Below are 12,327 nucleotides of genomic sequence, written 5' to 3'. Positions count from 1 at the left end.
AAGGAAACGAGGAGACAGACAGATGAACCTTGCCAATATGAGCGCCGTCGTCACCGGCGGCGCATCCGGGCTGGGGCTGGCGAGCGCGCGCCAGTTGCTCGACCGCGGCGTGGCGGTCGTCATCGCCGACCGCTCGGCCGAGCGCGGCGAGCAGGCGATGGCGCAGCTGGGCGAACTACGGGGCGAACGAGGCGCAGAAGCGCGCTTCGTGGTGGCCGACGTCTGCGACACGTCGCAGATGACGGCCGTATTCGACGCGGCCCAGTCGCTCGGCACGCTGCGCGCGCTGGTGCATTGCGCCGGCATCGGCGGTCCGGTCAGGCTGGTGGAACGCGATGGCTCGCCCGGTTCGCTGGAGAAGTACGAGTCCATCGTCCGGGTGAACCTCGTCGGCACCTTCAATACGCTCAGGCTTGCCGCCGCGCGCATGGCGAAAAATGAAGCGATAGACGGTGAACGCGGCGCCTGCGTGCTGACGGCTTCCGTGGCCGCCTACGAGGGACAGATCGGCCAGATTCCCTATGCCTCGGCCAAGGCCGGCATCGTGGGCATGACGCTGGTGGCGGCGCGCGATCTTGCCTCGCGGCTGATCCGCGTCTGCACCATCGCGCCCGGCCTGTTCGATACGCCCCTGCTGGCCGGGCTGCCGGAGGAGATCCGGGCTTCGCTGGGCGCCTCGGTGCCGCATCCCGCTCGGCTGGGCACGCCGGACGAGTTCGCCTCGACGGCGCTGCACATCCTCGAAAATCCGATGCTCAACGGCGAGACGATCCGGCTGGACGGCGCCATCCGGATGGCGCCGCGCTAGGCCCGCGGCGGGCGCGCGGACCGACGCGTCATGCTTCGGCGCTTTTGCCCGCGTCCGCGGCCCGCTCCGCGATCGAATTGAACGCGTACATCAGCGACTGCAGGCGCAGCGGCTTGGCGCAGTGGGCGTCGAAACCCGCCTCCAGCGCCATCGCCTGGTCCTGGTCGCGGTTGAACGCCGTCAGCGCGATGGCGGGCGTGCGCGGCACGCCGCGCGCCGCCTCGATGCGCCTGATCTCGGCGATCAGGTCATAGCCGTCGCGGCCGGGCAGGCCGATATCGCTGACGATCAGCGCCGGCATGGCGACGGCAATGCAGTCGATGGCATCGGCGAAGCCGCGCGCCTTGCGCACCTTGGCGCCGTTATCGCGCAGCATGGTGGCCAGTGCATCGAGCGCATCGGCATCGTCCTCCACCACCAGCACATCGAGCGACACCAGTTGCGCCGCCCCGCGCCGCACCGCCCCCGCCTCGCCCAGCACGCCGGCCTCGCCGGCCGCAGCTTCGGCCAGCGGCTTGCGCAGCACCGGCAGCGTCACCTCGAACACGCTGCCGCGATTGACGCCCGCGCTGTGCGCGGTGATCGTGCCGCCATGCATCTCGACCACCTGCTTGACGATGGCCAGCCCAAGGCCCAGGCCGTGGTGGCTGCGTCGCTGCGTCGCCGTGCTCTGGGTGAAACGATCGAACAGATAGGGCAGGAATTCGGGCGTGATGCCGATGCCCTCGTCATGCACGCGCACGTACAGCTGCTCGCGGGTGTAGGTCATGCGCACACTGACCGTGCCGCCCGGCTTGGAGAACTTGATGGCGTTGGACAGCAGGTTCCACAGAATCTGCTGGAAGCGGCCCGGGTCCAGCCAGATCGGCTCCGGAATGGCGTCGGGCAGATCGGCCAGGACCACGATCTGCTTTTCCAGCGCGGCCGAGGCATGGATGTCGATGGCGGTGCGCGCCAGCGCGACCGGATCGGCGAACTCGCGTTCCAGCTTGAGCTTGCCCACGTTCAGCATGGACACGTCGAGCAGGTCCGCCACCAGCCGCTGCTGCATCCGCACGCTGCGCTCGATGGCCTCGATGCCGCGCATCACGTCGTCGCCGCTGGCGCGGCGGCGCAGGATCTGGGTCCACAGGTTGATGGCGTTGAGCGGGTTGCGCAGCTCGTGCGACAGGATCGCGATGAAGTCGTCCTTCATCCGGTTCAGCCGCTCCAGCGCGCTGCGTGCCGCCTGTTCGCGCTCCACCAGCAGTTCCATGCGCGCCTCGAAGTCGATGCGCTCGGTGATATTCGAGACCACGGCCACCTTGACGCCGGATTCCAGCGGCGCCGAAATATGCCACTCGAGATGCACCGTGCCGCCCTCGCCGTCGAGCAGCGGGAAGGTGCCTTCCCACCCGCCCTCGCCGCCCGCGCTGGCCAGCTCGGCAACGCGGGCTTTCCATTCCTGCGGAGCGAAATCGGCGACGGGCTGGCCGATGAGCGAGGCGGCATCGCGCCCCAGCGTACTTAGCATCGCGGGGTTGGCGTCCACGACGCGCCCCTCGCCGTCCAGCAGGCAGATGCCGCTGATGGCCTGCTGGTAGATCGCGCGGAATTTCGCCTCGCTCTGGCGCATGGCCTGCTCGGCGCGCGCCGCGCGCAGCAGCGCCGCGACGGTGGCGATCAGCACCCGCGGCTCGACCGGATGCGTCAGGTAGGCATTGGCCCCCGCGTCCAGGCCCTTGACCTTGTCGTGCTCCTGGACATAGGCCGCGGACAGGTGGATCACCGGCAGGGCCGCGGTGGCGCCGTTGGCGCGGATCGCCTCGCAGACCTGGAAGCCATTCATGTCGGGCAGATGCACATCCAGCACGACCGCGTCGACCGCGGTCATCGCCAGCGCGATCGCCTCGTGCCCGGTCTCGGCCTCGACCGTGGAAAACCCGGCCGCCCGCAACAGGCGGCTGGTGGAGTAGCGCGTCACCGGATTGTCGTCGACCACCAGCACCGTTTGCTCGGCCGACCAGTCCTGCTGCCGCGTGGAAAACTCGGACATCAGTCTCTCCATGCGGTGGCCGTCTCGCCGCCACCGGGGAACGCGATAGGGATGGTGATGAAGAACGTCGATCCCACGCCCTGCTCGCTCTCGAAGCCGATGGTGCCGCCGAGCAATTCCGTCAGCCGCTTGCAGACCGCCAGTCCGAGTCCCGTGCCGCGGAAGCGCTTCTGCAGCGGCGAATCGATCTGCATGAAATCCTGGAACACGGCATCGTGGAATTCCCGCGCGATACCGATGCCGGTGTCGTGCACGGCGAACCTTACCCAACTGTCGTCGACCCGGTAAGCGGCTACCCTCACTTCGCCGCGGGGTGTGAACTTCAGCGCGTTGGAGACGAAGTTGCGCAGGATCTGCGACAGCTTGCGGTCGTCGACATAGAGCCGCGGAAAATCTCGCGGCTCCTCGAAGACCAGCATCACCTCGGGGTTGGTCAGCACGGGCTTGAACATGCCGCGCAGCGCGGCGAACAGATCCACCATCTCGAACCACGCCGGCGAGATGTCGACCCGGCCGGCCTCGAGCTTGGCCAAATCCAGCAGGTCGTCGACCATGTCGGAGAATTCGCCGGCCGTGTCGCGGATGAAGCTGACCTGCTTTTCCTGCTCCACCGTCAGCGGGCCGTCCACGCGATCCATCAGCAGACGCGTAATGCTCTGGATCGCCACGATGGGCGTGCGGAATTCATGGCTCATGTAGGCCAGGAACCGGCTCTTGAGCTCGGTGGCCTGGCGCAGCTGGTCCGCCTGGATGTCGAGCTCCGAATACAGCGCCAGTACCCCGCGATTGGTCTCTTCCAGTTCCGCGCGCAGGGCATCGCACTCCTGCGACTTCGCGCTCAACGCCTGCTCCAGCGCGGCGCGTTCCTCGTCCGGGGCCCGCGCCACCGACCGCTGTTCGTTCGAAGACATCGTCATTCCCTGGTCCGACGAAGCACCACCACGGTCGCATCGTCGCGTCCCCGACAAAAATTGCCAATCAACCAGGCCGCGATCAGAGAGGGGTCCCTCGTCAGCAGGCCCGGGTCGTCCAGTTGCCACCTCGAAACAATACCATCGGTGAACATCACCACGAGGGCATGTTCCGGCCACGCCATCGCCTGCTCCTGAACGGAGCGGATCTGGATGCCCACGGTACCGTTCTGCGTGAGCAGCGTCTTCTCGGCGATGCCGGAGACGACGCGCGCCACCACATTGCCGGCGCCGGCGAAGCGGATCTGGCCGTGCGCCGGGTCCAGCGTCGCCATCGCGCAGGCCGCCCCGCGGGTGGCGCGCAGCGCCGCGTGCGCCTTCTCGATGAAGCGCGCCGGGCCGGCCTGCCGCGCGGCGCCGAATACGGTCAGGCTGGCCTGTGCCGCCTCGGCGGCGCCGGCGCCATGGCCCAGCCCGTCCACCACCATCGCCGACACCACGCCGTCGTCCAGCGCCACGGCCCAGCCGTCGCCGCACACTTCCTCGCCCGGCGCAGCAATCGAAATACCGCCATAGTCCAGGCCGCCATGCCGCGCGGCGGCGCTGTCCCCCGCACTGCCGGCCTGGCTCGCATGGAAACGCGCCAGGATCGCGGTACCGCGGCCCGGCATGGAATGGATATCGAACTCGTCTGCGAGCCGCTGCACCGCGCCGAGCCCATTGCCGCTCGTTCCCGAGCTGGAATAGCCGTCGCGCTGGCACGCCGCCGTATTGGACATGCCGGGTCCCGCATCGATCGACACGACCTCCACCGCCAGTGCCGCGCCGCGCTGGCGCACGCCCACCAGCAGCTTGCCTTCGCGGGCGTGCTTCAACAGGTTCGAGCCCAGCTCGTTGACCGCCAGCGCCACCTTGCCCGCGGCGACGCTGTCGAACCCGGCCCGCGCGGTCAGCGCGGCAACGGCGCGCCGGGCCTCGCCGACGCGGCTGGGATCGCCCATCGGCACGAGGATGTAGGGCGTGCTACTTCCACCGTGTGACAGAGACACAGGTGCCCTCGCCCGGTTTGGTCCGAATTTCGAACTCGTTAACCAGCCGCTTGCTGCCGGAAAGCCCCATGCCCAGTCCGCCACCGGAAGTCCAGCCATCCGTCAACGCCAGTTCGACGTCCGGAATGCCGGGACCCTGGTCCACGAAATGCAGGCGCAGGCCCTTGCGCAGGCCCTGCGCCACGATCTCCCAGCGCATCTCGCCGCCGCCGCCGTACACCACCGTGTTGCGCGCCAGCTCGCTCGCCGCCGTGATCATCTTGGTCTGCTCCACCAGCGAGAACTTCAAGTCGATGGCCAGCTTGCGTACCGCGGCGCGGCACTGGACGATGTCGCGCTCGTCGGCCAGCGGCAGCGTGCCCGATGAACCCGCCAGATCGGCGGTCAATTGTGCGCTCCGCCGTTCACCGCATTGAGCATGGCCATGCCGCGCTCGACATTGAGCGCCGTCTTGACGCCGCCCAGCGACAGGCCCAGTTCGACCAGCGTGATCGCCACCGCCGGCTGGATGCCCACCACCACCGTGGTGGCGCCGAGAATGCGCGCGATATCCGAAATGCTGACCAGCATCCGCCCGATGAAGGAGTCCACCATTTCCAGCGAGGACACATCGATCAGCACGCCGTTGGCGCCGGTCGCTTCGATCTTGGCCGACAGATCGTCCTGCAGGCGCAGGGCGGTCTGGTCATGCATGTCGATCTGGATGGTCACCAGCAGATGCCGGCCCATCTGAAGAATTGGAATTCTTTCCATGCTGCTGTTCCGCTCAGGCCTTGATCCTGGTGATGGTATGCCCGGTCATGCGCATGGCGTCGATCAGCGCATCGGCCAGGGTGGCCTTGGTGGCAATGCCTTGCAGGTCGATGCCCAGATGGACGATGGTCTGCGCGATCTGCGGCCGGATGCCGCTGACGATACTCTCGGCACCCATCAGGCGGATGGCGGTAATGGTCTTGATCAAGTGCTGCGCGACCAGCGTGTCGACGGTCGGCACGCCGGTGATGTCGATGATGGCTACCGCCGACCCGGTCTCGACCAGGCGTTGCAGCAGGTTTTCCATGATCAGTTGCGAGCGGCTGCTGTCGAGCGTGCCGATGATGGGCACCGCCAGCACGCCTTCCCACAGCTTGATGACGGGCGTGGACAACTCCAGCAGCTCCTCCTGCTGGCGCACGATGATGTCCTCGCGCGTCTGCTGGTAGACGGTGAGCGTCAGTTGCGCCATGTCGTCGACGAGGGTCGAGGCGGCCCACACCGCGGCGATCTTCTCGTCGCCGCCGAGCGCGCTGCTCTGCAGCGCCTCGAACAGGGGGCGCTTGAAAGCCAGCACGAACGCGCTGGTCACCGCGGCCGGCTCGCCCTGGGCCGCCCGCGCGCGGGACACCTCGGCCAGCCGTTCGCGCAATGGCGCCCACGCGGGCAGGGAGAAATCCGACGTATCGGCATCGCTGCGCAATGCGTCGTTGAAACTGCGCGCCAGATCGCGGGTGTCCTTGGCCAGCTCACTGCCCGACGCGCGCCCACCGGCATACTTCTGATATTCGCGGATCCATTCCTGGCAGAGGTATTCCTCTTTTTCGCTGAGCAGAGAGCTGATTATCTTGTTTTCCAGGCGCATGTTGGATTTTGGTTTGACTGCTGATTGTCAGAGGAGAGATTTTCTGAACCGCGACTGCGTGCTGTCGGGCGCGGTTCCGCAAGAGGGCATTCACCGCATTGACCACCCGAAGCGCGGGATATTGTAGTGCATATGCCGGTCCCATTTTCGCGTCCACGGCGTGCTGCCCCTCTTTGCGAGGGATTATCCCGGTCATTTTCGTTATACCTCGGCCGACTCATGGACCTCCGTTTCAGCGGGCTGGTCCCCCTTGGCGGATAACTGAAGGAATATCCAGGCCGACGCGGACGTAATCAGCCCCACGCAGACGAACGTGGCATGGAAAGCGGGCAACGGGGACGCGTGGCTCGCCGTGTCGAGCACCCGGTTGAACGTCGACAGCAACGCGCCGGCGGAGGTGACAGCCAGGCTCATCGACAGCATCTGCACCATCGACAGCAGACTGTTGCCGCTGCTGGCGGACGCACCGGCCAGGTCCTTCAGCGTCACGGTGTTCATGGCCGTGAACTGGATCGAATTGACCATGCCGAAGATGGCCAGCTGGACCAGCACCACGGGCAGGGGCAGTGCCGGGGACACGAACGCGAACGACGCCATCACCAGCCCCACGGCAAAGGTATTGGTCACCAGGACGCGCCGATAACCATGCCGCTCGATCAGTCCGGTGGCCAGGCGCTTGGACAGCATGCCGGCGGCGGTCACCGGCAGCATCATCAGCCCGGCCTGGAGCGGCGAATAGCCCAGCCCCACCTGCAGCGTCAACGGAATCAGGAAGGGCATGGCGCCATTGCCGATGCGGGCGAACAGGTTGCCCAGCAGCCCGACGCCGAAGCTGTGGATGCGGAACAGGCCGAGGGCGAACAACGGCTGCGGGGAACGCGCGGCGTGCAGGCCGTAAGCGGCCAGCGCCGCGAGACTGCCGATCAGCAGCATCAGCACGGCAGCGTGCTCGAAGCCAAAGTCGGCCAGCCCGTCGAGCGCAAAGGAAATGGCCACCATCGCGGTGGCCAGCAGCAGATAGCCGCCGAGATCGAAGCGTCCCAGCCCGGCCAGACGGCTGTCCGGCATATAGCGCATGGTCGCCAGCGCCCCGGCAAGGCCGACGGGCACATTGATCAGGAAGATCCAGTGCCAGGACAGCGACTGCGTCAGCCAGCCGCCCAGCGTGGGGCCGACCAGCGGCCCGACCATGCCGGGAATGGCGACGAAACTGAGCGCCTTCAGGTATTGCTCGCGCGGAAAGGTGCGCAGCACGGACAGGCGCCCCACGGGCAGCAGCATCGCGCCGCCCACGCCCTGCAGCACGCGGGCCGCCACCAGCAGCGGCAGCGTCTGCGCCGCGGCGCACAGCAGCGAACCGGCCACGAACAGCAGGATGGCCAGCTGGAAGATGCGGCGGGTGCCGAAGCGGTCGGCCAGCCAGCCCGAAGCCGGAATCACCACCGCCATGGTCAGCGAGTAGGCGATGATGACCGCCTGCATGCGCAGCGGGCTTTCGCCCAGGCTGGCCGCCATCGCGGGCAGCGCGGTATTGACGATCGTCGAGTCCAGCGTCTGCATGAAGAAGCCGACGGCTACCACCCATAGCATCACGCGCCGCGTGCGATCGTCGGTGTCTGTCATGGTCATGATGGGGAGCGCTCCAGGGTTCCGGAAAGGTAAGCCCGCGAAGCGAATGGATATGCTCGAGCGGACATAAGCGACAAACGCGGCCGCAAACCGGCAACGGGCGGCGACCGCGCATGGGGTGATGCTACGCCAGGAATCCGATAGACCACATGCACGGCGCCACAAACGCCACGTCGCCCCCTGCCCGGAAGCAACTTTCTCCACACCGACGCAGAACAAGCACGGGGCATCCCCGTCCAACCTGCTATGCAGGCAACCGGAGAAGAACCATGCAGACAACCACCCCGATCCATCGCCCTTGCAGTCCGGGCGCGTCCCGTCTGAAGACCCGCCTCGCGGCTCTCGCGCTGCTGGCGCTCGGGGCCGCCACCGCGGCCACCACGGTCGCGCAGACCCCGGCCCAGCCGATGCCCTCCCCCGCCGCGCCACCCACCACCGTCCCTGGCACCTCACCCAGCACCACACCGGGCGTCGCACCCAGTCCCAGCACCGCCACCGGCTCCTCCAACCTTCCCGCGCGCATGCATACGCCGCCGCAAGGGCTGACCGAACGCACGGCCGGCGCCTTCACCTATCTGTGCGGCGGCATCGGCCAGGACGAACAGGCGGCCATGCGGGCCCGCGCGCGGGAGTTCGACATGCAGGTGCTGTTCACCCAGGGCGGACGCGGCGAATATCTGGCCGATGTGGAAGTCAGCCTGTCGCGGGGCGGCAAGGAAGTCGCCAACTTCATGGCCACGGGACCGCGCTGCCTGATCAAGGGACCGCGCGGCACCTACCAGATCGCCGCCACGTACCAGGGGACGACCAAGCGCGCGACGTTGCGCTCTGGGCAGAAGAACCTGCAGATGCGCTGGTAGCGCCGCTAGCGCAGGTAATCCGCAAGGCGGAACCAGTCGAGCGCGTCCCGCAGGCCCTCGCGGTAGGGACGCGCCCGATAGCCCAGCTCCCGGCGCGCCTTGTCCGAACGGAAGAACATCCGGTAGCGCGACATCGCCAGGCCGTCCACCGTCAGGAACGGCTCCCTGCCGTTCCAGCGCGCCACCGCCTCGGCCGCGTGGGCCAGCGGGTACAGCGGCCAGCGCGGCAGCCGCACCACCGGCGCGCGCCGGCCGACCAGGGCCGCGATATCGGCCAGCATCGTTTGCAGCGGAACATCGTCGCCGCCGAGGATATAGCGCTCGCCGATGACGCCGCGTTCGAGCGCAAGGAAATGGCCGGCCGCGACATCGTCGACATGCGCGAGATTGAGGCCGGTATCGACGAAGGCCGGAATCCGGCCCGTGGCCGCCTCCACGATGACGCGGCCGGTAGGTGTGGGCCGCACATCGCGCGGCCCGATCGGCGTGGATGGGTTGACGATGACCGCCGGCAGGCCGTCGCGCGCGATCATCGCCTCCACCGCGCGCTCGGCCAGCACCTTGCTGCGCTTGTACGCGCCGATCGCCTCGTGGGCCTGCATCGGCGCCGTCTCGTCGACGGCCTGCGTGGCGCCCGCCACGCGCAGCGTCGCCACGCTGCTGGTGTAGACGATGCGCTCGACGCCGCAGTCCAGCGCGGCCCGCATCACGGTTTCCGTGCCGCCGACGTTGGCGCGCACGATCTCCTCGGGATCGCGGGCCCACAGGCGGTAGTCGGCCGCGACATGCAGCAGGTAGCGCACGCCGTGCAAGGCGCGCGCCATGGTGGCGGCATCGCGCATATCCCCTTCCACCACCTGGACGGGCTGGCCTTCGAGGTTGCGGCGCGGACTGGCGGGGCGCACCAGCACCCGCACCCGATGGCCGCGGGCGAGCGCCTCGCGCATGACCGCCGAGCCCAGGAAGCCCGAAGCGCCCGTCACCAGAACGTCATCCCCCATCGTCGTGCCTCGCCCTCGTTGTCCGGCCTTGTTGCGGTCATCGCGCGCCGGTGTCCCGGCGCGACGCCTGCCGCCGCAAGCGGCAAACCCGGTGGGTGCCGCCGCCGCGGCGGGTATATAGTAGCCACCGTATCCCATAAAGGCGGGTCGGGAACACTTCCGTAGACGGAAATCGTAGCCAGGTCGGGGGACCCATCCATGCAGGTGATTCTTGCTCAACCCCGCGGATTCTGTGCAGGCGTGGTGCGGGCCATCGACATCGTGGACCGGGCCTTGGTCAAGCATGGCGTCCCCGTGTTCGTCCGGCACGAAATTGTGCACAACAGGCACGTGGTCGAAGGGCTGCGGCGCAAGGGCGCGCGCTTCGTGGAAGACCTGGAGGCCGTGCCGGCGGGCGCGGTGACCATCTTCAGCGCCCACGGCGTCGCGCAGAAGATCGAGCAGCAGGCCCGCGATCGCCAACTGCATACCATCGACGCCACCTGCCCGCTCGTCATCAAGGTCCATGCGCAGGGGCGGCAGTACGCCGCCAGCGGCCGCACCGTGATCCTGATCGGCCATGCCGGCCATCCCGAAGTGGAAGGCACGATGGGCCAGATTCCCGGCCGCGTCGAGCTGGTGCAAAGCGAGGCCGATGTAGCCCGGCTGGACCTGCCCGCCGATGCCCCCCTTGCCTATGTCACCCAGACGACGCTGAGCGTCGACGACACGCGCGGCATCATCGCCGCGCTGGCCAGGCGCTTCAGCAACCTGGTCGGTCCCGACACGCGCGATATCTGCTATGCCACCCAGAACCGCCAGAGCGCGGTGCGTGAACTGGCGCGGCGCGTGGACGTGCTGCTGGTGATCGGCGCCACCAACAGTTCCAATTCCAACCGCCTGCGCGAGATCGGCAGCGAAAGCGGCGTGCCCAGCTACCTGATCGCCGACGGCGGCGAACTCGATCCGGACTGGGTCCGCCATGCGCACGCGGTTGGCATCACCGCCGGCGCGTCGGCGCCCGAGGAGATGGTCGAGGACGTGCTCGCGGCGCTCAGGCGCCTGGGACCGGTCGAGGTATCGACCATGGACGGCCGCGAGGAGTCGGCCCACTTCCGCCTGCCCGCGGAGCTCGCCGACGTCGCCCCGGCGCGCAGCGCGGCACGCTGAAGCCGCGGCGCCGGCCGTTCGCCCACGGAACCACACACGAGAGGACGCTGCCTTGGCCATTCCCTTGCTGCAAGTCGCCCGCGTCGGTGCCTATATCGTTCGCCAGCGCCTGGCCGGCAACCGCCGCTATCCGCTGGCGCTGATGCTGGAGCCGCTGTTCCGCTGCAACCTCGCCTGCGCCGGCTGCGGCAAGATCGACTATCCGGACCCGATCCTGAACCAGCGCCTGTCGGTCGACGAGTGCCTTGACGCGGTGGACGAATGCGGTGCGCCCGTGGTGTCCATCGCCGGCGGGGAGCCGCTGCTGCATCGCGACATGCCGGCCATTGTCGAGGGCATCGTCGCCCGGCGCCGCTTCGTCTACCTGTGCACCAATGCGCTGCTGATGGAGAAGAAGCTGGACCAATACCGGCCCAGCCCCTACTTCGTCTGGTCGGTCCACCTCGACGGCGACCGCGACATGCACGACCACTCGGTCTGCCAGCAGGGCGTCTACGAGCGCGCGGTATCCGCCATCCGGCAGGCGAAGGCGCGCGGGTTTCGCGTCAACATCAACTGCACGCTGTTCAACGAGGCCGAGCCCGAACGGGTGGCCGCGTTCTTCGACACCGTCAAGGCCATGGGCGTGGACGGCATCACCGTCTCGCCCGGCTATGCCTACGAGCGCGCGCCGGACCAGCAACACTTCCTGCACCGCGGCAGGACGCGCCAGCTGTTCCGCGACATCCTCGCGCGCGGCCGGGGCGGCAAGGCGTGGGCCTTCAGCCAGTCCACCCTGTTCCTCGATTTCCTCGCCGGCAATCAGACCTACCACTGCACGCCCTGGGGCAATCCGGCACGCACGGTGTTCGGCTGGCAACGCCCGTGCTATCTGCTCGGCGAGGGATATGCCGCGTCCTTCCGCGAACTGATGGAAGAGACGGACTGGGACGCCTACGGCACCGGCAACTACGAGAAGTGCGCGGACTGCATGGTGCACAGCGGCTACGAGGCCACGGCGGTGGCCGATACGGTCGCGCATCCGCTCAAGGCGCTCGGCGTGGCGCTGCGCGGGGTGCGCACGGAGGGCCCGATGGCCCCGGATATTCCGCTCGATGCGCAGCGCCCGGCCGACTATGTGTTCTCCCGGCACGTCGAGATCAAGCTGGCGGAGATCGGCCGGACCGCATCGCGCCCGAAGACGGACGCTTCCCCCGCTTCGCATCCGGTGTGATATCCGCTGTGATATCCGCCGTCATTGCCGCTGCAATGCCGGCCGCGCCGCGTG

The 12,327-nt window shown here is 68.1% G+C and carries 12 protein-coding genes; 4 read left to right on the top strand and 8 right to left on the bottom strand.

The window, feature by feature from the left end; genetic code table 11:
- Positions 1 to 22: 22 nt before the first annotated feature.
- Positions 23 to 808: an SDR family NAD(P)-dependent oxidoreductase gene (locus LDO27_RS00220; RefSeq protein ID WP_224038922.1), complete on the top strand. Its 786-nt coding sequence runs from the start codon at positions 23 to 25 to the stop codon at positions 806 to 808.
- Between the two features lie 28 nt (positions 809 to 836).
- On the opposite strand, the gene LDO27_RS00215 is transcribed toward LDO27_RS00220, so the two are convergent.
- The 7 genes from LDO27_RS00215 to mdtD form a co-directional block, all read right to left on the bottom strand.
- The gene (locus LDO27_RS00215; RefSeq protein WP_224038920.1) at positions 837 to 2,843 is read right to left on the bottom strand and encodes a hybrid sensor histidine kinase/response regulator; all 2,007 of its coding nucleotides are present in this window, start codon (positions 2,841 to 2,843) and stop codon (positions 837 to 839) included.
- Positions 2,843 to 3,754: a sensor histidine kinase gene (locus tag LDO27_RS00210; RefSeq protein ID WP_377747433.1), complete on the bottom strand. Its 912-nt coding sequence runs from the start codon at positions 3,752 to 3,754 to the stop codon at positions 2,843 to 2,845. The genes LDO27_RS00215 and LDO27_RS00210 overlap by 1 nt, the downstream gene beginning before the upstream one ends.
- Before the next feature lie 2 nt (positions 3,755 to 3,756).
- Positions 3,757 to 4,803 (bottom strand): ATP-binding SpoIIE family protein phosphatase, encoded by a 1,047-nt coding sequence (locus tag LDO27_RS00205; protein WP_224038916.1) that lies wholly within the window; start codon positions 4,801 to 4,803, stop codon positions 3,757 to 3,759.
- Positions 4,778 to 5,191, bottom strand: coding sequence for an anti-sigma regulatory factor (locus LDO27_RS00200; protein ID WP_224038914.1), 414 nt, complete (start codon positions 5,189 to 5,191; stop codon positions 4,778 to 4,780). The genes LDO27_RS00205 and LDO27_RS00200 overlap by 26 nt, the downstream gene beginning before the upstream one ends.
- Positions 5,188 to 5,556, bottom strand: a complete 369-nt coding sequence (locus tag LDO27_RS00195) for an STAS domain-containing protein (RefSeq protein WP_224038912.1) — start codon at positions 5,554 to 5,556, stop codon at positions 5,188 to 5,190. Before LDO27_RS00195 ends, LDO27_RS00200 begins: the two co-directional genes overlap by 4 nt.
- Before the next feature lie 13 nt (positions 5,557 to 5,569).
- Positions 5,570 to 6,421 carry an STAS domain-containing protein gene (locus tag LDO27_RS00190; protein WP_224038910.1) on the bottom strand — a complete coding sequence of 284 codons (852 nt, stop codon included), beginning with the start codon at positions 6,419 to 6,421 and terminating at the stop codon, positions 5,570 to 5,572.
- 201 nt (positions 6,422 to 6,622) lie between these two features.
- On the bottom strand, positions 6,623 to 8,050 hold the full coding sequence (gene mdtD / locus LDO27_RS00185; RefSeq protein WP_224038908.1) for a multidrug transporter subunit MdtD: 1,428 nt from the start codon (positions 8,048 to 8,050) through the stop codon (positions 6,623 to 6,625).
- 269 nt (positions 8,051 to 8,319) lie between these two features.
- On the opposite strand from mdtD, the gene LDO27_RS00180 reads away from it, so the two are divergent.
- Positions 8,320 to 8,910 carry a hypothetical protein gene (locus tag LDO27_RS00180; RefSeq protein ID WP_224038906.1) on the top strand — a complete coding sequence of 197 codons (591 nt, stop codon included), beginning with the start codon at positions 8,320 to 8,322 and terminating at the stop codon, positions 8,908 to 8,910.
- 5 nt (positions 8,911 to 8,915) lie between these two features.
- Here the strand turns inward: LDO27_RS00180 and hpnA are convergent, their stop codons facing one another.
- Positions 8,916 to 9,911: a hopanoid-associated sugar epimerase gene (hpnA, locus tag LDO27_RS00175; RefSeq protein ID WP_222209307.1), complete on the bottom strand. Its 996-nt coding sequence runs from the start codon at positions 9,909 to 9,911 to the stop codon at positions 8,916 to 8,918.
- A gap of 198 nt (positions 9,912 to 10,109) precedes the next feature.
- Between hpnA and ispH the strand changes: the two genes are divergently transcribed.
- Positions 10,110 to 11,060: a 4-hydroxy-3-methylbut-2-enyl diphosphate reductase gene (gene ispH / locus LDO27_RS00170; protein ID WP_224038905.1), complete on the top strand. Its 951-nt coding sequence runs from the start codon at positions 10,110 to 10,112 to the stop codon at positions 11,058 to 11,060.
- Between the two features lie 52 nt (positions 11,061 to 11,112).
- Entirely contained in the window at positions 11,113 to 12,273 is a 1,161-nt protein-coding gene (hpnH, locus tag LDO27_RS00165) for an adenosyl-hopene transferase HpnH (protein WP_222209312.1), read from the top strand.
- The last annotated feature ends 54 nt before the right edge of the window (positions 12,274 to 12,327 follow it).

This window comes from Cupriavidus respiraculi, assembly GCF_914271545.1.
GTDB classification, from domain to species: Bacteria; Pseudomonadota; Gammaproteobacteria; order Burkholderiales; family Burkholderiaceae; genus Cupriavidus; species Cupriavidus respiraculi.
Note: the sequence above shows the minus strand (reverse complement) of the source record. Positions and strands in the feature narration are given on the sequence as shown.